Source organism: Candidatus Erwinia haradaeae (assembly GCF_900698955.1).
Classification (GTDB): Bacteria; Pseudomonadota; Gammaproteobacteria; order Enterobacterales; family Enterobacteriaceae; genus Erwinia_E; species Erwinia_E haradaeae_G.
Genome location: NZ_LR217720.1, coordinates 85430 through 107717 on the forward strand (window position 1 = coordinate 85430; position 22288 = coordinate 107717).

Annotated in this window: 15 protein-coding genes and 1 pseudogene; all 16 read left to right on the forward strand. The window is 36.0% G+C overall.

Going from position 1 to position 22288, the window contains the following annotated elements:
* The 16 genes and pseudogenes from bamC (at position 1) to nuoN (ending at position 21958) form a co-directional block, all read left to right on the forward strand.
* The gene (gene bamC, locus ERCILAFE3058_RS00290) at positions 1–1038 is read left to right on the forward strand and encodes an outer membrane protein assembly factor BamC (RefSeq protein WP_157989510.1); all 1038 of its coding nucleotides are present in this window, start codon (positions 1–3) and stop codon (positions 1036–1038) included.
* Positions 1039–2033: 995 nt separating this feature from the next.
* On the forward strand, positions 2034–2747 hold the full coding sequence (gene purC, locus ERCILAFE3058_RS00295) for a phosphoribosylaminoimidazolesuccinocarboxamide synthase (RefSeq protein WP_157989511.1): 714 nt from the start codon (positions 2034–2036) through the stop codon (positions 2745–2747).
* 1504 nt (positions 2748–4251) lie between these two features.
* Positions 4252–5598, forward strand: coding sequence for a lysine-sensitive aspartokinase 3 (gene lysC, locus ERCILAFE3058_RS00300; RefSeq protein WP_157989512.1), 1347 nt, complete (start codon positions 4252–4254; stop codon positions 5596–5598).
* Positions 5599–6725: 1127 nt separating this feature from the next.
* Positions 6726–7151 carry an NADH-quinone oxidoreductase subunit A gene (ndhC, locus tag ERCILAFE3058_RS00305; protein WP_157989513.1) on the forward strand — a complete coding sequence of 142 codons (426 nt, stop codon included), beginning with the start codon at positions 6726–6728 and terminating at the stop codon, positions 7149–7151.
* A 65-nt stretch (positions 7152–7216) separates the two neighbouring features.
* Positions 7217–7891 carry a NuoB/complex I 20 kDa subunit family protein gene (locus ERCILAFE3058_RS00310; RefSeq protein WP_157989514.1) on the forward strand — a complete coding sequence of 225 codons (675 nt, stop codon included), beginning with the start codon at positions 7217–7219 and terminating at the stop codon, positions 7889–7891.
* Positions 7892–8032: 141 nt separating this feature from the next.
* Complete coding sequence (gene nuoC, locus ERCILAFE3058_RS00315; protein WP_157989515.1) at positions 8033–9832, forward strand: NADH-quinone oxidoreductase subunit C/D; 1800 nt, start codon at positions 8033–8035, stop codon at positions 9830–9832.
* 2 nt (positions 9833–9834) lie between these two features.
* Positions 9835–10350, forward strand: coding sequence for an NADH-quinone oxidoreductase subunit NuoE (nuoE, locus tag ERCILAFE3058_RS00320; protein ID WP_157989516.1), 516 nt, complete (start codon positions 9835–9837; stop codon positions 10348–10350).
* Positions 10347–11618, forward strand: a pseudogene (nuoF, locus tag ERCILAFE3058_RS00325) (NADH-quinone oxidoreductase subunit NuoF); the annotation flags it as partial. The gene nuoE and the pseudogene nuoF, both read left to right, overlap by 4 nt.
* A 148-nt stretch (positions 11619–11766) precedes the next feature.
* Positions 11767–14502 (forward strand): NADH-quinone oxidoreductase subunit NuoG, encoded by a 2736-nt coding sequence (gene nuoG, locus ERCILAFE3058_RS00330; RefSeq protein ID WP_414973853.1) that lies wholly within the window; start codon positions 11767–11769, stop codon positions 14500–14502.
* Positions 14499–15473, forward strand: coding sequence for an NADH-quinone oxidoreductase subunit NuoH (gene nuoH / locus ERCILAFE3058_RS00335; protein ID WP_157989518.1), 975 nt, complete (start codon positions 14499–14501; stop codon positions 15471–15473). Before nuoG ends, nuoH begins: the two co-directional genes overlap by 4 nt.
* Positions 15474–15495: 22 nt before the next feature.
* Positions 15496–16038: an NADH-quinone oxidoreductase subunit NuoI gene (nuoI, locus tag ERCILAFE3058_RS00340; RefSeq protein ID WP_157989519.1), complete on the forward strand. Its 543-nt coding sequence runs from the start codon at positions 15496–15498 to the stop codon at positions 16036–16038.
* Positions 16039–16052: 14 nt separating this feature from the next.
* Positions 16053–16604 carry an NADH-quinone oxidoreductase subunit J gene (nuoJ, locus tag ERCILAFE3058_RS00345; protein ID WP_157989520.1) on the forward strand — a complete coding sequence of 184 codons (552 nt, stop codon included), beginning with the start codon at positions 16053–16055 and terminating at the stop codon, positions 16602–16604.
* Positions 16605–16606: 2 nt separating this feature from the next.
* Positions 16607–16909: an NADH-quinone oxidoreductase subunit NuoK gene (nuoK, locus tag ERCILAFE3058_RS00350; protein ID WP_157989521.1), complete on the forward strand. Its 303-nt coding sequence runs from the start codon at positions 16607–16609 to the stop codon at positions 16907–16909.
* Positions 16906–18750: an NADH-quinone oxidoreductase subunit L gene (gene nuoL / locus ERCILAFE3058_RS00355; protein WP_157989522.1), complete on the forward strand. Its 1845-nt coding sequence runs from the start codon at positions 16906–16908 to the stop codon at positions 18748–18750. Before nuoK ends, nuoL begins: the two co-directional genes overlap by 4 nt.
* A 205-nt stretch (positions 18751–18955) precedes the next feature.
* Positions 18956–20476: an NADH-quinone oxidoreductase subunit M gene (gene nuoM, locus ERCILAFE3058_RS00360; RefSeq protein WP_157989523.1), complete on the forward strand. Its 1521-nt coding sequence runs from the start codon at positions 18956–18958 to the stop codon at positions 20474–20476.
* A 6-nt stretch (positions 20477–20482) separates the two neighbouring features.
* Positions 20483–21958, forward strand: a complete 1476-nt coding sequence (nuoN, locus tag ERCILAFE3058_RS00365) for an NADH-quinone oxidoreductase subunit NuoN (protein WP_414973848.1) — start codon at positions 20483–20485, stop codon at positions 21956–21958.
* Positions 21959–22288: the final 330 nt, after the last annotated feature.

The following is a 22288-nucleotide window of genomic DNA, read 5'->3' on the forward strand; positions in this document are numbered from 1 at the left end:
ATGGCTAACTCAAGATACAAGTATAACATCATAACTATTTGGATGCTGGTTTTAGTGATATGTGTTTCTTCGTGCTCGAGTAATCCTCATATGATAAATACGGAAGTCTTTTCTAAAGACGAGTTATCGTCTAATCACTTCGAAGAGTTGAAATGCCCACGTGGTATGGTATTGCCGATAACAAATGATTTTTGGTACATCCCCCCTTTTGTACACAATATCAGGCAGAAAGATGCTCAGATTGATCTTCAACCGCCTCGGCAGATGTTTACGTCAACACATAATACCAACATGCATTTATTCGGTAATATCGGTACATGGGTTATTAATGATTTCTTAGGCTCCTCTAGTTGGTTAAACATAGTAGATATCATAAAAAAATCACACTTTGCTATCGTATATCGTCAAGATAATCGACAAACTTTATATACTGATTGGATATACTGGAGTCGCAAAGAAGACACACCGTATCTTGGACGTTATAAAATTAGTGTACATCGACATGATTATCAAGATATTTTAACAGTGACTCTTGTTCTTTTGCGAAAAAAAGAAAATTTAGTGTATGATTCGTCAACGGTGCAACAATATACTGCAAAAATGCTACAGTACCTCTCATCGAAATTAGCATCGTATTCGGCACATCAGCCTACATCAAGCCGTATCTCGAGAAGTAGTTATAAAGACCTCATTTATGTTACAAATAGTACTGATTATGCAGGATTCCCTAATCTTATCCTACATGCTCCGTTTAATTATGCGTGGAAATGGTTACCACAAACCTTAACAGGCCTTGGTATGGAAATCAAAGAGTGTAATTATACGCAAGGTCGCCTGATGGTAAAATATAATTCTCGTAACCAGAGAGGTGTGCATAAAGCGGGCAATAAAGATCTTTATTTGAAAAATGGTAATTATAAAATTCAGGTCGGTGATTTAGGTACTCATAGTAGTTTACAGTTTTTTAATGTAGAGGGATATCCATTATCTAGATGTCAAAATGAAGCATTGGTAAGTCTTTTTAACAGATATGTTTGAGATAGTACATGCTTGATACTGTTGACAATAAAAGAAAGAATATAAATATAATTTCTATATGCTGATATGTGTTTGCTATGGCAGTTTACATGCAGTCTTTTATTAATGGTGAATATCCATTAATAAAACAATTGAAGCGTGCTTGTGTGTTGTATTCATTATTAAATGATGTTGCTTATGTTGTTTTCCATGAACATACCGCATGTATTTGATATTATGATTAGCGTAAGAATATTTAACACTAGAGTGTGGTTTCTATGTAGTTTGTGTATAGAGTATGGATCATACATAATATAAATTAACCGGCATCTTCATGGATACAGGTTAAAGAATATTTTTGAATTCATCCTATTTTGTAAAAGGGGTGTTTAATACGATATTATATGTGTGTGTTGATATTATTTAGTCTAACATTACATTTCATATTTTTATGTATTTTATAAATTTAATTATCACTGTTTTCTTTATATTAGAATATTAGAATGGTTTAGATATATCATATTATCTATGTTGATACACAATAGATTTTAGTAAATCGGAAAATAGTCAATAGTGGATCAATTCAGATGTATAAAAATTTCGTTTTTTTGCTATATTAAAATAAATTTTTATACTAGAGAATTATGTAGTGATTGCCCTTGATATATGAAAAGAATGCAATGTAATAGTTATTTTATGATATGTAATAGTGTTATTATAATAAAGTTTTATACCATAGGATCATGCAGTGATTGTTCTTGATATATGAAAAGAATACAATGTAATAGTTATTTTATGATATGTAGTAGCATTACAGGCTTTTTAGAAAAAATATTCATGACTTCAAATCTGACTCAGTATTATAGTGTTTCAGTGGTACGATAATATTTTTTCACTAAGGGATGAAAATTATGATGAATAAGGTACATATTGTAAATTCTCACTCATCAGTATGGAATATATACAGCCAATTAAAGAATTACTTGTTTGTTATTTAAACTGAGTGAGTGTAAATAATGAAAAAGAAAGATGAGTTATATCGAGGAAAAACAAAAACACTGTATAGAACGGATAATCCACAGTTATTAGTTTTAGAATTTCGTGATGATATTTCAGCGTTAGACGGTAAACGTGTTGAACAGTTTAATCGTAAAGGAATGATTAATAATAAATTAAATTATTTTATCATGTCCATACTGCAAAAATTTGGTATACCCACTCAGATAGAAGAACTAATATCTCCAAATGCAACAGTGGTAAAAAAGTTAAAGATGTTTCCATTGGAATGTGTAGTGAGAAATCGTGCTGCAGGATCTTTAGTAAAACGCTTGGGGCTCGATGAAGGTTTACCTCTAAATCCTCCAATTTTTGAATTATTTTTAAAAGATGATCTACAGCATGATCCGATGGTGAATACATCCTATTGTAAAGCATTGAAAATAATAGACACTGATTCTTTATCACAAATACGCAGGTTAACGCATCAGATCAATCAATGTTTAAGTCACCTATTTTTTGAAAAAGATTTAATATTAGTAGATTTTAAGTTAGAGTTTGGTTTATTTCAAAATAAAGTAGTTTTAGGTGATGAGCTTTCGCCAGATAGCACGCGTTTATGGGACAGAGTAACTTTTAGAAAAATGGATAAAGATATTTACCGTCAAAATCAACTAGGTTTAATCGAAGCTTATGAGAATGTGGCAAGTCGTTTAGGTGTAAGATTAGACTAATTTAGTTGTATTTAAGATACAATTCGTAATAAAAAGTAATGTTGATCATTATGATTTGATGTATATGCATATATTAATTAATATTATATTTATGGGGTCTCTCTCCCCTAGGAAATCTTCACATATACTAAAATCATTCGCGCAAATGTATATAACCCTTAAAAACATTGAAATTTAGGTGGTATATGGTGACTATATATAGAAATCTCGCTTAACCAAATAAATAGAATAAAGTATGACTTTATACCATGATTACAGATGCAATCTTTATAATATTTTTATGCAGTTTTTGGCGTTAAGCGTCAAGAATTAAAAATTATCATATAAGAGAAAGAAAGAGATTCAAAGATAAGAAGTATATTGAGATATTGCGATTGTAGTTCAGGGGCATATGCACGATAACAACGAGACTATTAGGAAGCAATATATAAGATAAACTATAGAATAAGCACTGTAATATGTACTTTTTGTTCTTTCGCGCTTTTATGATTTGTTCTACAGAATTTTATTCTGTATAATATTTATGATTTACATATGTGTACATTTATATGTATTTTTTAGTTTGTTATATAGTTCAGATACTTTTATCGCCTCAAATACAGCATCAATTTTGATTGATGCACACATGAGAGGTGCATATTGTTGGATATATCGCTCCATATGACAGAGATAATCCAATACAACATTGACTCTTTCTGTATTTTTTATTAAAATATATATTTATAGATTTTTATTAGAGTATAATTATTGATATCTGATGATAATTGCGATGATTATAATATAATGATAGCCATGTTATGGAAGCATGGCATATATAGTGTCGTGTGTCATATCACTAAATTTTTTAATGTATGGCATCAACATTAAAATAAGATATGTATAATGATACATTAGTATATGTATTAAATGTAATAGTTTCCAGTCACATAATGATTATTGTTCCATCTGTTATGATTGTTACAAAAAATATATTATTGAGAATATTAATATGTAATGGGTCTCTATTAATGTCATGAGGTTTATTATAGCTATATTGATTGCGTTCTTTATATCATATATTTGTTAGGAATTTATCGTTTGAAAACGTAATATATTTGCTAAATCTTCTGAGAGAGTGCAGAAAAATGTATAACAAGTAAAATATAAGAGTGGATTATAATATAATGATAGTTTTTTAAAAACTGCTACGCTTCTTATGGAAGTCATTCCAGGGGAGGGTAAATATTTTTGAACCATGTGAAGAGAATTTATATGTTTTTTATCATCAACTTGCCGTTTATGTATATTTAATAGAGTTAAAATTTAGTATGATGAGATAATGTTTTAAAAAAATTTTCCTCAGTAATTAAGAGTTGTATATCTGTAAATAAGTAACAAAGGGCATCAATGTATTAGTTAGTGGATTTAGGTAATATATCATAACAAGACTTCCGTCTTCTATATTTATTTTCTTTCCTGTGTTTCGCTGATCTCATACAGCCTAATACCACTTTGGCTATCCTATATGTCTCACAATCTTATTATAGCGAAATTTGGCGGTAGCAGTGTAGCTGACTATATAGCTATGAATCACAGTGCTGATGTAGTGTTGTCTAATCCCGCGATACGCTTAGTGGTAGTATCTGCATCCGCGGGAGTAACGAACCAGTTATTAATATTAGCCACCAGTTCCAATAAGCAGCAGCGCTTGCACGTATGGGCCGATATTATTCGTATTCAACATGCTATTCTTGAGTGGATGCCTTATCAGGAGTCAATTTGGAGTAAAATAAATGATATCCTTGGGAAAATTAAAATCTTATCTGGTATTGCAGAGTTTGTTACTTCTGCTGAATTGACAGACGATCTCATCAGCTGTGGTGAATTAATGTCCAGTTTGCTCTTTGTTGAAGTTCTCCGTCAGCGTAAAATGGTAGTTGAATGGTTTGATGTACGCTACGTAATGCGTACCAACGCATGCTTTGGTTGTGCTGAGCCAGACACTAGAATATTAGGAGACTTGGTACATCAGAAATTAAAACCTCATCTATCAGAAGCGATAATTGTTACACAAGGATTTATTGGTCAAGACAAACAAGGTAGAACAACAACCTTAGGGCGCGGAGGAAGTGATTATACTGCCGCAATATTAGGCGAGGCGCTGCAGGTTAAAAGGATTGATATCTGGACTGATGTGTCAGGTATTTATACGATTGATCCACATTTAGTTCCTTCTGCTAAACGTATTAATGAAATTACGTTTTCAGAAGCTGCTATAATGGCAGTTTTTGGTGCAAAAGTATTACATCCAGGAACTTTATTACCTGCAGTACGTAGTGATATATCGATATTTATTGGCTCTAGTAAAAATCCGACAGCTGGTGGAACAATAGTATCTGGTAAGAATAATAACTTGCCTATATTTCGAGCTCTTACTTTACGTCGTAAGCAGATGTTGCTTACATTACATAGCATTACAAGCTTCTCAAGAAGTTTTCTCGACAGGGTGTTTAAAACTTGTCTGCATCATAATGTTTCAACAGAACTAATTATGATTTCTAAGGTAAGCGTATCATTAATTATCGATGTGTCCCACTCATCCACAACAATAACTAACCTTCTGCTTTCATCACTTTTGAGTGAGCTTTCCTCTTTTTGTATATTGCAAGTAGAAGAGAATTTAGCGTTAGTTGCAATTATTGGCAACTCAGTATTTCCGATTCATAGTGTGAGTCAAGAGGTATTACGCCTATTAGGTTTTGTGAATTTACGTATATGTTGTTATGGGAATCAATTTATTTTTTGTTTGTTAGTACATGATCATCATGCTGAAAAAATAATAACAATCTTACACCGTAAGATCTTTGAATGATCATTCCATGGTGGGTATAAATCTACCATTCATTATATTTTTATTAATTGACAAAAAGTAATAAATCGTTTTTTATAGTATTATTTATGATATATTTTTTCGTAAGAAAATTGATCTATTGCAATTTCGATCTATTTTATCATGGTTTAACGGTTAAGTAATTGTATTAAAAGTGATCTTCTTAAGGAATTTATAAATTAAACATTATATTTTTAGATCTTACAAAATAAATATGATAGATAAAGAGATATGCATTATACATATTCTTAAGAATGAATATCATGAATATGCATGTTGTATTTTACAGTGCATGCTGATTTTATCTTAAAGCGTAAGTAATATATGTAACCAAAGCACATATATCTTTTGTTCTTGAGTAATGATATTATGTATAATATTTGAATATATTACGATGATTTTGTCATTTGGTAATATTTATTGCTAATTATTCTATTATTAGAAAAATATAGAAAAATATTTTATTATATATTATAATATAACATAGGTGATGACGTAAACGTAAAAGGGTATTGTGTTATTAGAAAATGTTGTTGACACGTGTGCAGTAGATATCGCGGAGTTTTAATTAATGGTTTTTATATAGATAGTTAAATGATTACTTAGTCTTGCAGTTTACAAAGAGAATATAGAGGAATCTTGTCCTGCATAGGACAAGATTCCATGTGCGTCTCATTGATTAGACTATAATAATTTTATTGTATAGGTATGAGTATGATCGTACTTATTGAGACCTTTATATGATATCTGAATGTTTTTAATGTGACATTAAAATGTTTTTGGATGTCATGGTAAAAACTATATAGAGATCTTACAATAAGAGGGATAACAATCCATTTTCCATGATTTTAAGTGGTATGTAATCTTAAATATAGGTTGTTTCCGTATTTTATTACGAAATAAATATTTTAGTAACCAACTATATGATAGGTAAGATAGTCAAAGGTTAATCTAAGATAACTTCATTAAAGAGAACACACACGTATTAATTTTTTATCGATATCATTAGAGTTATAAATTCTATATATGTTATATGTTAACAGAATCTTAGATGCTATCTAAAATCGAGAACAGTATTGGTTATTTTCACTTTGATTGAGTGTATCAAGATGTCAAAAATGATAGAAATTATGTTTCATGAATGGATATTTTTTATTTTTTTTATTACCGTAGTATGCCTGGGCATAGCGCTCTTATCCATATCATGCCTGTTAGGCGGGAAGACGCATGGACGATACACGCACACGCCATTTGAATCTGGTATTATTTCTGTAGGTAGCGCTCGGTTGTGCTTCTCGGTGAAGTTCTATTTAATTGCTATATTTTTTGTGATTTTTGACGTTGAGGCTCTGTATCTTTATACGTGGTCCACTTCTATTCGTGAAAATGGTTGGATGGGGTTTTCTGAAGCTACCGCATTTATTTTGATCTTATTGGTGGGTCTATTTTATCTTGTGCGTATTGGCGCCCTTGACTGGTCCCCAATAAGTCGTAAGATTGATATTAAGAACGATACTATTTTACATAATGCATGATGCATTATAATACATACTTAATATGTACAACGATTAATCGATTATGATGTAAAAAGGTATAACTTATGGAGTACACTTTAACGCGTCCAAGCCAAGATGGTGAGAATGACCGTTATCCTTTACATAAAGAAGTAGACGTGATTGATCCATTAGAGAAATACGTACATAAAAATATATTTCTTGGAAAGTTAGAGCATATTTTACATGATGTAGTCAATTGGGGGCGTAAAAATTCTCTGTGGCCATTTAATTTTGGTCTATCTTGTTGTTATGTAGAAATGACAACTTCATTTACTGCAGTACATGATATTGCTCGATTTGGTTCGGAAGTGATTCGTATATCACCACGACAAGCAGATTTGATGGTGATAGCAGGGACGTGTTTTACTAAAATGGCTCCAGTAATACAACGTTTATATGATCAAATGCTTTCTCCAAAATGGGTAATTTCAATGGGGGCATGTGCAAACTCTGGTGGTATGTATGATATATATTCAGTAGTTCAGGGTGTCGATAAATTTCTGCCAGTAGATGTATATATCCCGGGTTGCCCGCCGCGTCCAGAGGCTTATATACAAGCGTTATTATTACTACAAGAATCAATTGGTAAAGAGCGGCGACCCTTGTCACCCTTAATGCATGAACAAGGTGTTTATCGTGCTAAGATGCCAGCGGAGCGAGATAGAAAAAACGCAGAACGTATGGCTATGACAGATGTATGCACATCAGAGAAAACTTAATGCTGCATATAAATTAAAATGATAGATATGTATTACAACACTGAATTTTGAAGTATAAGGTATTGTGCAATGACGTAGGTCAGCTGACTATGAAACTAGCATGAGGTATAAGTCAAGCAGGTCAGATATAGTGAATATTGTATGATAGATTTAAGCAAGAAAGACTTGGCGCAATCACAACAGGAGCGTCAAGATCATCAAGATGACCCCTTGCTCAAAGAGTTAAGTCAACGTTTTGGAGCAGATTCTTTTATCTTACAAGCTACACGTACCGGTATGCAAGTAGCCTGGGTGCGTCGTGATCAATTACTAAAAATTATTACATTTCTTTACGAATTATTCAAACCTTATGTAATGTTGTATGACTTGCATGGCATGGATGAACGTCAAAGAATATATCGTCTAGGTTTACCAGAAGCAGAGTTCTCTGTTTTTTATCATCTGATTTTCATAAAAGAGAATCGTGATCTAATGCTTAAATTGGCGTTATTTGAGCATGATCTACATGTACCCACAATCAGTCATATTTTTCCTAATGCTAATTGGTATGAGTGCGAAACTTGGGAAATGTTTGGTATTGATATTATTGGCCACCCTCATTTAAGGCGTATTATCATGCCACAAAGTTGGAAAGGGCATCCACTGCGTAAGGATTATCCAGCTCGCGCGACTGAATTTGATCCCTTTGAGCTTACAAAGAAGAAAGAAGATTCAGAAATGGAATCACTACTTTTCCGTCCAGAAGATTGGGGATTACACCGTTCAAATGCTCACGAGGATTTTATGTTTCTTAATCTCGGACCAAATCATCCTTCGGTACATGGAGCATTTCGTATTATTCTACAACTTGATGGTGAAGAGATTGTTAACTGTATACCGGATATTGGTTACCACCATCGTGGCGCAGAAAAAATGGGTGAGCGTCAGTCCTGGCATAGCTATATCCCATATACCGATCGTATTGAATACCTTGGTGGTTGTGTTAATGAGTTACCCTACGTCTTAGCAATAGAGAAATTAGCTGGAATTAGCGTATCAGAGCGTGTGGAAGTGATCCGTGTGATGTTATCTGAATTATTTCGCATTAATAGTCATTTATTATATATTTCGACTTTCATTCAGGATGTTGGCTCTATGTCGCCAGTATTTTTAGCTTTTACTGATCGTCAAAAAATTTATGATATAATAGAAGCTATTACTGGCGCGCGCATGCACCCAGCCTGGTTTCGGATTGGTGGGGTAGCACATGATCTACCTCGAGGATGGGAAAGACTCCTTCGTGAACTGCTACTCTGGTTACCAAAACGTTTAAGCATATATGAGAATGCAGCTTTAAAAAACTCCATCTTAATTGCGCGTGCTAAAAATGTGGCCGCATATAATATGGAGGAAGCGTTAGCATGGGGAACTACTGGCGCGGGGTTACGTGCTACTGGTTTAGATTTTGATGTACGTAAATGGCGCCCTTATTCCGGTTATGAAAACTTTGAGTTTGAAGTACCTACTGGTCATGGTGTAAGTTGTTCTTATACTCGAGTCCTCCTTAAGATGGAAGAAATACGCCAGAGTATGCGAATTTTAGCACAATGTTTACGAAATATGCCCGAGGGCCCCATAAAAGCTGATCACCCACTAACTACACCGCCGCCTAAAGAGAAAACGTTACAGCATATTGAAACTTTAATCACTCATTTTCTCCAGCTTTCATGGGGTCCTGTAATACCAGCTAATGAATCTTTCCAGATGATAGAAGCGACTAAAGGGATTAATAGTTACTATTTAACTAGTGATGGGAATACGATAAGTTATCGCACGCGTATTCGTACACCTAGTTTTCCACATTTACAACAGATTCCATCGGTGATAAAAGGGAGTTTAGTGTCAGACTTAATTGTGTATCTTGGTAGTATTGATTTTGTGATGTCAGATGTGGATCGCTAATTATGTATGAGAAGAGGATTAAAGTTGATACACTGTACGTCCCTCATAATAGTACACTCAGTGATATAGAGCGCGATGCTATAGTACACGAGAAGGATTTCTACGAAGATAATCGTGCGATCGTCATTGAGGCGTTAAAGATTGTACAAAAAAATAGAGGATGGGTATCAGATAGTCTCATCAAGGATATTGCTAATCTTTTAGATCTTCCCCCGAGTGATGTAGAGGGTGTTGCAACTTTTTATAGTCAAATTTATCGTAGACCGGTCGGTCGTCATATTATTAGGTATTGTGACAGTGTGGTTTGTTATCTGATGGGATATGAGATGATTCAGTCTACATTAGAAGAATATTTAAAAATTCATCCTGGGCAGACTACAGAGGATAAACGTTTTACATTGCTACCCACTTGTTGTTTGGGGAATTGTGACAAGGCGCCCACTATGATGATTAATACAATGACTTACGGTAATCTTACGTCAATAGATATTGCAAAACTGCTGGAACAGTATCCATGAGACAGATTCAGCGTACGGCTTATACACATCCTTTAACTTGGCGCATGCGAGAAGATAACAAGCCAGTTTTTCTAGAGGAATACCTTAAGAAAAATGGGTATCATGGTGCAGAAAAAGCATTAACCGGTATGACTGCCAGTGAAGTGGTTGATTTAGTGCGCCAGTCTGGATTAAAAGGGCGTGGTGGCGCAGGCTTTCCGACTGGATTGAAGTGGAGCCTTATGCCACAAGATACATCAGAAAATACCCGATATTTGTTATGCAATGCAGATGAAATGGAACCTGGTACGTATAAAGATCGTTTATTAATGGAGAAAATGCCACACCAATTAATAGAGGGAATGTTAATTAGTGCTTACGCATTGCAAGTGTGTAGAGGGTATATTTTTCTTAGAGGTGAATACATTGAAGCGGAGCTAAACTTACGTCGTGCCATTAAAGAAGCAAAAATAGCAGGATTTCTGGGAAAGTGTATTTTTTTTACTAACTTTCACTTAGATATTATCATCCATACTGGAGCGGGTCGTTATATTTGTGGTGAAGAAACAGCCTTGATGAATTCATTAGAAGGACGTCGGGCGAATCCACGATCCAAACCCCCGTTTCCATCTTACATAGGGGTATGGGGTAAACCAACCTGTGTTAATAATGTCGAAACGCTTTCTAATATTCCAGCGATTCTTGAGCATGGTGTAGAGTGGTACACAGGGCTATCAAAAAGCGCTGATACAGGGACCAAAATGATGGGTTTTTCTGGTCGCGTAAAACACCCAGGTGTATGGGAGCTGCCATTTGGCATTACTGCGCGAGAACTTTTGGAAGATTATGCAGGAGGTTTGTGTGACGGATTAAAACTGAAAGCGTGGCAACCAGGTGGTGCGAGTACTGACTTTCTTACTGAGAAGGCACTGGATTTACCTATGGAGTTTTCGAGTATTAATCAAGCCGGTAGTCGCCTGGGTACGGCGGTGGCAATGGCTGTTGATCATGAGATCAATATGGTAGCTTTAGTGTGTAATATAGAAACATTCTTTTCTCGTGAATCTTGTGGTTGGTGTACCCCTTGTCGAGAAGGGTTACCGTGGAGTGTAAAAATATTACGTGCTCTAGAACACAAGAAAGGGCGACCCGGAGATATTGATATTTTGTTATATCTGTGTCGACAACTTGGTCCAGGTAAAACTTTTTGTGCTCATGCCCCCGGTGCGGCAGCTCCACTACGAAGTGCTATTAAATATTTTTATGCAGAGTTTGAAGCCGGTATAGAAAGTTCAAAAAAAGCATGAATGATAAAGCGTGTGCAATTTTTAGCATTTAGTCTTATGAATGTCTTGTTTCAAATTGCACTATCTAAAAATTATGATCACGTGTCATGCTTGTAAGAGAACAAGTTTGGTGGAAGCATTTGGTGGAAGCATGATGATGCCTACAATTATTTATATAGATGGTATAGCATACAATGCTGATTGTAAAGATAATTTACTGCAAGCTTGTTTATCGCTAGGGTTCAATATTCCTTATTTTTGCTGGCATCCTATTCTTGGTAGTATTGGTGCTTGTCGTCAGTGCGCAGTCAAGCACTATCAAGATGCTGCAGATGTTCATGGACGCTTGATCATGTCTTGCATGACTCCAGTTATTAACGGTTCCTTTATTTCCATTAATGACCAAGAAGCACAGGAGTTTCGCAAAAGCATAGTAGAGTTGTTAATGATTAACCATCCGCATGATTGTCCGGTATGCGAAGAGGGTGGTCATTGTCACCTACAGGACATGACTGTCATGAGTGGTCATGTCTTACGTCGTTATCGTTTTACTAAACGCACTCACCGTAATCAGGATCTAGGTCCCTTCATTGCTCATGAAATGAATCGTTGTATCACTTGTTACCGTTGCATACGATACTATAAAGACTATGCAGATGGAAAAGACCTTGGTGTATATGGGGCCAGTGATAACATTTACTTTGGGCGCATTGAAGACGGTGTTTTAGATAGTGAGTTTTCAGGAAATTTAGTAGAAATTTGTCCTACAGGAGTTTTTACAGATAAAACTCATTCTGAACATTATAATCGTAAATGGGACATGCAGTTTGCACCTGGAATTTGTCAGCAGTGTAGCCTTGGATGTAATATTAGTCTTGGTGAACGTTACGGTGAACTACGTCGTATTGAAAACCGCTATCATGGCATGATAAATCACTATTTTCTCTGTGATCGGGGTAGATTTGGGTATGGATATATAAATCTTCAAAATCGCCCCAAACAACCTTTGCAGCGTCAGGGAACAAATGTAGTGTCACTGACTGCGGATCAAGCTGTACAAAGTGCGGCGGATACATTGCGGGCAGCAAAAAAAATTATCGGTATTGGTTCCTCACGTGCCAGTATAGAAAGTAATTTTTCTTTATTATCACTAGTAGGAGCTCAGAACTTTTCTACTGGTATGTTATCTACTGAGCAGGCGTGTCTTGATTTGATATTACATATATTACACGATAGTGGTATACGTACTCCCTCACTTCGTGAGATTGAAAGTTATGATGCAATATTGATATTGGGTGAAGATTTGACTCAAGTAGCTGCACGTATGGCATTAGCGGTACGTCAGGCGATTAAGGGTAAGGCGCGTGAGTTAGCAAAAGAAAACAAAGTAGACGATTGGAATAGCGCAGCGATCATGAATAGTAGCGCCAATGCTAGGTACCCACTATTTTTAACTAATGTGGATTGTACTCAATTAGATGATATTGCAACTTGGAGTTATTACGCTCCCGTAGAAGATCAAGCTCGTCTTGGTTTTGCTATCGCGCACCAGATAGATAACAGTGCCCCAGAAGTAACTTGTTTAGATGCCTCATTATATGATCAGATTGACATCATTGCAGAAGCTTTATGTAACGCGAAAAAACCATTAATCATTACAGGAACTCATGCGGGCAGTGAAGCTATTGTGCAAGCAGCAGCGAATGTAGCTAAGGCATTAATTGGGCGTGTAGAGGAAGTGGGAATCAGCTTTCTTGCTCCGGAGGCGAATAGTATAGGTTTAGCTTTGATTGGTGGGTATTCACTAGAGGTAGCTTTAGAGGAATTATCAGATGGTACAGCAGATGCAATCATTATTTTAGAAAACGATTTATATCGCCATATGCCACAGAGCATCATTAATCATGCATTAAGTAATACGAAATGCGTCATGTTACTAGACCATCAAAATACTGATACTAGTAAACATGCTAATTTTATTTTTTCTAGCGCAAGTTTTGCGGAAAGTGACGGCACTCTGATAAATCAAGAAGGACGTGCCCAGCGTTTTTTCCAAGTGTATGACCCAGCTTATTATGACAAAAAAGTACAGATGCAAGCAAGTTGGCGCTGGCTTCATGCTCTTAAGCAAACAATGAATAGTCGTGCTATAGAGTGGCATCAACTAGATCATGTGATTAACGCTTGTGTAGAGGCTTTGCCCAAGCTAGCCGGTATTAAGAAAGCCGCACCAGATGCCTCCTTTCGCGTGTGTGGTCAAAAATTAGCACGTTCCCCGCATCGCTCTAGTGGACGTACTGCTATGCGCTCGAATATTAGCGTTCATGAGCCACGACAACCACAGGATTTAGATAGTATGTTTAGTTTTTCAATGGAGGGTTATCAACAGCCTTGTGCTAAGCATTCACAGATTCCGTTTGCCTGGGCTCCGGGGTGGAATTCTCCACAGGCGTGGAATAAATTTCAAGACGCTATAGGTGCAGAGTTGCGTGGTGGAGATTCTGGAGAGCGTTTAATTGAAGCAAATAAAATACAACTCAATTGGTTTACAAGCGTTCCTGCTGCTTTTAAGGCCCAAGATAATCATTGGCGTATAGTCCCTTATTTCCACCTTTTTGGCAGCGAAGAAATGACGCAGCGTTCAGATGTGATTAAAAAACGTATGTTGGCACCATATTTAATCATGAATATGCAAGATGCAGAGCAATTAGATGTGCGTGAAGGTTCTTATATAGTATGCACATGTCAATACAAAGAATTTTTGCTTCCTGTTTTTTTATCACCTCAATTAAGATCAGGACAAGTAGGGATGCCTATCGGTTTTCCAGGGTTTTTTTTATTGCTGCATGGAGCAGATGTACATAATTTGCGACAGGCGGACAAATGACTTTTTGCACAGACGAAAGCAGTACCATGATCGCTTCTATACTTAAACCATTAATCATGTTATGCATGGTGGTTGGATGCGGCGTTTTTATGAGTTTTTTAGAACGACGCATGCTAGGTTTATTTCAAAATCGTTATGGGCCAAATCGCGTAGGTTGGGGAGGGATTTTACAGATAGCAGCTGATATGATTAAAATTTTATTTAAAGATGATTGGATTCCTACATTTGCGGACCGTATAATTTTTACTTTATCCCCAGTTATTGCCTTTACTGCACTACTGATGGTGGTAGTGATAATCCCCTTTACACCTACTTTTATAGGAGCAGATTTTAATATTGGTGTATTGTTTTTTCTTATGATGGCGGGTTTAGCGGTATATGCCATTTTGTTTGCTGGTTGGTCTAGTAATAATAAATATTCCCTTTTGGGGGCCATACGCGCCTCTGCGCAAACACTAAGCTATGAGGTTTTTCTGGGGTTATCTTTAATGGGTGTAGTAGCACAGGCTGGATCGTTCAACATTCTAACCATTATTAATAGCCAAACGAATATGTGGAATGTTATTCCACAGTTTTTAGGTTTTCTAACTTTTTTAATTGCAGGTTTAGCTGTGTGTCATCGTCATCCATTTGACCAACCGGAAGCCGAACAAGAATTGGCTGATGGGTATCATGTAGAGTATTCTGGTATGAAGTTTGGTTTATTCTTTGTGGGTGAATATATCGGGATATTTGTGGTGTCTGCATTAATTGTCGTTTTATTTTTTGGTGGCTGGCATGGTCCATATTTGTCGCCAGCAATATGGTTTGGCGTAAAAACATCTTTTTTTATAATGTTTTTTATTTTACTGCGCGCTGCTTTACCACGCCCACGCTATGATCAGGTAATGTCGTTCGGCTGGACTGTGTGCCTACCTTTAACACTTTTGAATCTTCTAGCCACTGCCGCAGTAATTTTATGTATGGCATAGCCAACAAAGGGTACACATCATCATGACGCTAAAAGATATTATTTTGGGATGCAGTACCATTTTACGTAGTCTATGGGTTATTGGAATCAATGTTTTCGCCAAGCGCGAAACGTTACTGTATCCGGAAAACCCTGTGTATCTACCTCCGCGTTATCGCGGGCGCATTATTTTAACACGCGATCCAGATGGCATAGAGCGTTGTGTGGCTTGTAATCTTTGCGCGGCGGTGTGTCCAGTAGGTTGCATTTCTTTACAGAAAGCTGAAAAGAAAGATGGACGTTGGTATCCAGAATTTTTTCGCATTAACTTTTCACGCTGCATTTTTTGTGGGTTATGCGAAGAGGCCTGTCCTACTACTGCTATTCAGTTAATTCCAGATTGTGAATTAGGAGAGTTTAAACGCCAAGATCTAGTATATGAAAAAGAAAATTTATTGATTGCTGGTCAGGGAAAGAACCCGAAATATAACTTTTATCGCATATCAGGTATGTCTATTGCAGGTAAGGATAAAGGATGCGCTGAGAAAGAAGTAGCTCCTGTTGATGTTAAGAGCTTATTACCTTAATTAAGGGTTTAGGTATGGAATATATATTTTATATGTGTAGTTTTGTGTCTATACTCTCCACATTACGTGTTATTACGCATATTGAACCTATGTATGCACTACTATATTTAATTACTTCATTATTAGCGGTTTCCGGGATTTTTTTTTCACTTGGTGCGTATTTTGCTGGTGCTGTAGAAATTATTATATATGCTGGTGCTATTTTAGTACTTTTTGTTTTTGTAGTGATGATGTTAAATCTTAGTAGTGTTGTAATGCAACAGGAACAAGTTTGGTTTAGACCATACATGTGGCTTGGTCCAGGATTTTTATCATTCTTGCTTTTCCTTATCTTGTTATATGCTCTTTGTTTAAATAATGATACGGGTATTCCTTTGGCAGTGATTGATGGTAAGAAGGTAGGTATAAAGTTATTTGGATCTTATATGCTGGTTGTCGAGTTAACTTCCATGTTGCTTTTATCAGGATTAGTGGTCGGATATCATATGGGATCTAAATCTCGACTCCCAGACAAATTATTGATGAATAAATCCTCAATCATGACTACAACACATAAGGAACAGTAGATGTGATTCCTTTAAAGCACGGATTAATTGTAGCGACAGCTCTATTTTGCCTCGGTCTCACTGGTTTAATTATGCGTCGTAACTTATTGTTTATGTTAATTAGTCTCGAAATCATGTTTAACGCGGCAGCATTAGCCATGGTAGTGGCAGGGAGTTATTGGGGCCAAGCAGACGGTCAAGTCATGTTTGTCTTTGCGATGAGTATTTCGGCAGTTGAGACTAGTATTGGTCTAGTTTTATTATTGCATCTTTATCGCCGCACAAAGAATCTTAATATTGATATACTAAGTGAGATGCGTGGATGAACCTTCTTTATTTAACTATACTTTTTCCACTACTCGGGTTTTTATTCCTATCTTTTTCTTTAGGTCGCTTATCAGACACTACCAGTGCTGTTATAGGTGTGACATCAGTTGGGTTAGCAGCAATGCTGACGGGATATATCGGGTTAGATTTTTTACAAAGCGATCAAAAGGTGTTTCACCAGGTACTATGGACATGGATGCATGTGGATCAGTTCAAGGTTGATGTAAGTTTGGTGCTCGATGGACTTTCTTTAACATTACTTACTATTGTTACAGGTGTAGGATGTCTGATTCATCTTTTTTCATCTTGGTACATGCGAGGCCAAGAGGGATATTCAAGATTTTTTGCTTATATGAATCTTTTTATTGCTAGTATGGTCGTTTTATTATTAGCCGATAATTTAGTCTTAATGTATCTTGGTTGGGAAGGGGTAGGGTTATGTTCCTACTTGTTAATTGGTTTTTATTATACGAATCCATCTTATATTAGATCGGCAATGAAAGCCTTTATCATCACTCGTGTTGGCGATGTCTTCCTCGCTATTGCATTATTTATGCTCTATGATGAGATGAATACATTTAATATTGTTAATATTATGGCGTTAGCCCCTCTGTATTCTTTTTCTTATGCCGAGCACATATTTCCATGGATCACACTTATGCTTTTAGGGGGGGCGATTGGTAAGTCCGCTCAACTACCATTACAGACTTGGTTGACAGATGCGATGGTAGGCCCTACCCCAGTCTCTGCATTGATTCATGCTGCTACTATGGTTACTGCCGGGGTGTATTTAATATCTCGTACGTACGTCCTATTTTTACTTACACCATTTGTACTGCATTTAGTTGGTATTATTGGGGCTATGACTTTATTTTTAGCCGGATTTGCTGCTTTAACTCAAACTGACATTAAGCGTATATTAGCTTACTCTACCATGAGCCAATTAGGTTATATGTTTTTAGCGCTAGGTGTGCAAGCTTGGCAATCAGCGATCTATCATTTAATGACTCATGCATTTTTTAAAGCATTGCTTTTTCTTTCTGCCGGGTCAGTTATTCTAGAGTGTAACCATGAGCAAAATATTTTTAAAATGGGAGGATTACGTCATCGCATGCCTTTTGTTTACCTTTGTTTTGTAGTCGGCGGTTTAGCGTTGGCTTCTTTTCCATTCATCACCTCTGGTTTTTTTAGTAAGGAAGCAATATTATCAGGGGTGGTATCTCATGGAGATATCAATTTAGTTTTAGTAGGTTTAGTAGGTACATTTATTACATCACTGTATACAGGTAGAATGATTTTTCTAGTATTTCATGGTAAAGAAAATATTATTTACGCATCATTGCAAAAGACTACAGCTTATCGCGTACCGCTAATAGTTTTATTGATTCTTTCAACAGTGATGGGGTCTTGGATTTTACCACCTTTGCAAGGTGTGTTGCCAGACAATATACCATTGCTGAATAGTTCAACAATCGCGCTAGAGATTATCTCAAGTGTATTAGTTGTCATGGGTATAGTGATGTCTGCTCTGTTATGGTTAGGCAAGCCTGCGTGGCGTAATATTTTTTCACGTAGTAAGATAGGGCGCTTGCTGAGCTTTTTGCTTTTGAGTGGTTGGGGTTTTGATTGGTTATACGAGAAACTTTTTGTACAGAGCTATTTAAGAATTGCTAAGATACTATCGCCAGACCCATGTTCTATTGTTATTAATGGTGTGGGTGTATTAGCACTTGCGATGAATAGAGGGTTAATTATTAGTGAAAATGGTTATTTACGATGGTATCTTGCCGCTATTCTTTTGGGTGCGGTATGTATTTTAGCACTGACAATAGTGATCTAACATATGGAGATTACATGTAGGTTCATGGTGCCCAAAAGATTTCCATGTGTGATATCTCTGTGTATATATGGATTTATTTTCAACTGAAAAACTATGTAATAATAGGTAGTCATCATGCATGCATCGCATGAGATATTCGTATAATATAAACATATCAACCTAATCATAGCTCTATATTTTTATAATACATATAGAAGATACCGTAATGTTATTATTTTTGCTAATCGCGATACCATTGATTGGTGGCGTACTCTGTTGGCAGTCCGAACACTTTAGTGTTACTTATCCGCGTTGGGTGGCTCTTATCGCAATGGGCTTAACGTTCACCGTTTCGTTGTTACTTTGGGCAGACTCGGGAGATACCAGGTTACTAAGAGATGAAAATCTACGCTGGATAGATGAGTGTTTAGTACCATGGATTCCACGATTTGGCATTAATTTTCATTTGGCGCTTGATGGATTATCATTATCAATGGTAGTTCTGACAAGCTTACTAGGAATAATGGCGGTCGTGTGTTCATGGAGAGAAATTGAAAAATGGCATGGTTTTTTTCACCTCAACTTACTCTGGGTTCTTGGAGGGGTCATGGGTGTGTTTTTGGCCATTGATCTTTTTCTGTTTTTTTTATTTTGGGAAATGATGCTCATACCGATGTATTTGTTAATTTCATTATGGGGTCATAAGTCTTCAGATGAGCAGACACGCATTACTGCAGCTACAAAGTTTTGTATCTACACGCAGGCAAGTGGATTATTAATGTTAATTTCTATTATAGGGTTAGTATTTTTGCATTACTCTGAAACAGGAAATTTAACTTTTAACTATGAAGATTTATTACATACTCCCATGTTACCCTATGTGGAACAATTATTAATGATGGGATTTTTTATTGCTTTCGCAGTGAAAATGCCAGTTGTACCTTTTCATGGATGGTTGCCAGATGCGCACAGTCAAGCTCCTACTGCAGGATCTGTTGATTTAGCTGGTATTTTATTAAAAACAGCAGCTTATGGTTTGCTACGCTTTACATTACCTTTGTTTCCTCATGCGTCGCTGAAATTTGCCCCTATTGCTATGTGGTTAGGCATTATTAGTATATTTTATGGCGCTTGGATGGCTATATCTCAATATGATATAAAACGTTTAGTGGCTTATACATCTATCTCTCATATGGGCTTTTTGCTAATTGCTATTTATACAGGTAGCTTAATAGCATATCAGGGAGCGGTTATTCAGATGATTGCACATGGTTTATCGACTGCAGCATTATTTATTATGTGTGGTCAACTGTATGAGCGTCTGAGTACTCTTGATATGCGTAAGATGGGTGGTTTATGGTCACGGATCCAATGGTTGCCAGGATTATCTGTATTTTTTGCGTTGGCAAATTTGGGAATTCCTGGAACAGGGAACTTTATTGGTGAATTTATGATCTTAATAGGGAGCTTTCAGACAGCTCCTTTAATTGCTGTGATAGCGACATGTAGCCTAGTGTTTTCTGCAGTATATTCCTTAGTTATGTTGCAAAAAACGTATTATGGGGAAGCGAAATTAGAAGAGAAATTACGAGATATGTCCGTGCGTGAGGTTATCACGCTCTTAGTATTATTGATGCTTTTATTATTTTTAGGTTTATATCCCCAGACAATATTAGACACCTCTTATTGTGCTATGAGCAATATTCAACAGTTATTTTCTACTGCAATGTTAACTAAAGGGCTTTAAGTATCTATGATGTTTAATTATCCACAATACATTTCGTTACTACCTTTTTTTATTCTTGTACTCATAGTGGTGATGATGATGTTGAGTATTGGGGTGAAACGTGATCACCGAATAAATGCTACCATGGCTATTGTGGGATTAAATGTAGCATTATTTTCTTTGTATTTTGTCGCGCAGGTTGGAGAGGTAGATATTACGCCTGTACTGCGAGTAGACGGGTATTTCATTTTTTATGCTAGTTTAGTGATTTTAGTAAGTTTGTGTACGTGTGTGTTTGCGTACCCGTGGCTATCTAGTATACAAAAAAATAGAGAAGAATTTTATATACTCTTAATCATCTCTACATTAGGGGGTGTTTTTTTATCGAGCGCAAATCATTTGGCGTCATTATTCATTGGTATGGAAGTAATGTCGCTACCGATTTGTGGTTTAGTAGGGTATGTTTGCGAACGTTCTCGTTCATTAGAAGCAGTATTAAAATACACTATATTATCGGCAGCCGCATCTGCGTTCTTTCTTTTTGGAATGGCGTTATTATATGCTAATACAGGTGTCCTAGGTTTTAGAGAATTAGGTGATGCTATACATAGTAGTATAATTGTTCAGCCGCTATTAATTGTAGGTTTTTGTTTAATGCTTGTTGGTTTTTGTTTTAAACTGTCGTTAGTACCTTTTCATTTATGGACACCGGATGTTTACCAAGGTTCTGTTTCGCCAGTTGGGATGTTCTTAGCTAGCGCTAGTAAAATAGCGGTCTTGGGTGTTTTTATGCGTTTATTGATGTGTACTTCCATAAATAGCAGCCTAGGAATTAGTATGATATTGAGTGTGATTGCGGTGGCTTCTATGCTATGTGGAAATTTAATGGCTCTTAGACAAGATAATATAAAACGTATTTTAGGATATTCGTCTATTGCACATTTTGGGTATATTTTAGTTCTATGTATTGCTTCAACAACATCGGATACAAAACAGTTAATAGAAGCAGTGTCCGTATGTTTAGTGAGTTATGTGTTTAGCAGTTTAGGGGCTTTTGGTATTGTTTCTTTAATGAGTACAGCCGTTATCAATAAGGATTCTGAGTTGATTCATTCTTATCGTGGCTTATTTTGGCAGTATCCTATGTTAGCAGCAGCCACGACAGTAATCATATTGTCACTTGCAGGCATGCCAATGACATTTGGTTTCATAAGTAAGTTCTATCTCCTTGTTATAGGGATGCATTCTCACCTATGGGTGTTAATTAGCTCACTTATTATCGGTAGCGCTATTGGATTATATTATTATCTGCGGATAATTATTAACTTATATCTTCCACCTTCTAATTTTGTAGAATATCATTTACCTGCGAGCTACTGGATAAGAACTCCCAGTGGTTTTGTGGTACTTATTTTAGCTGTACTATCTGTAGTCTTAGGTTTCTATCCACAACCAATGATTGAGTTAGCTCAATTAGTACAACTCGATCACTATATTTTATAGTATTACACCTCTATCATTTACTTTGTTATTATTAATCAATAGTGGTTATTTGTGAGAGGTATGTTGATATAAAAAGTATATATTAATTAGAATAATTATAAAATACATAGAACGGTAGAAAAGGAGAGAGTTTATAGATATGTGTGAGAAATAAACTCTTTTATCACATCGTGGTAATGTTTGTGCACACTACATATTCTAATAGATATACTATTTCCAGAAGCCCTATAATTATAAAAATAATCAGGATGTATCGTATTGTGATATAAAAGATCGATCTTTCTCTTGGAGAAAAATGATGAAACTATTACAAGTTTACACAGACAAAAT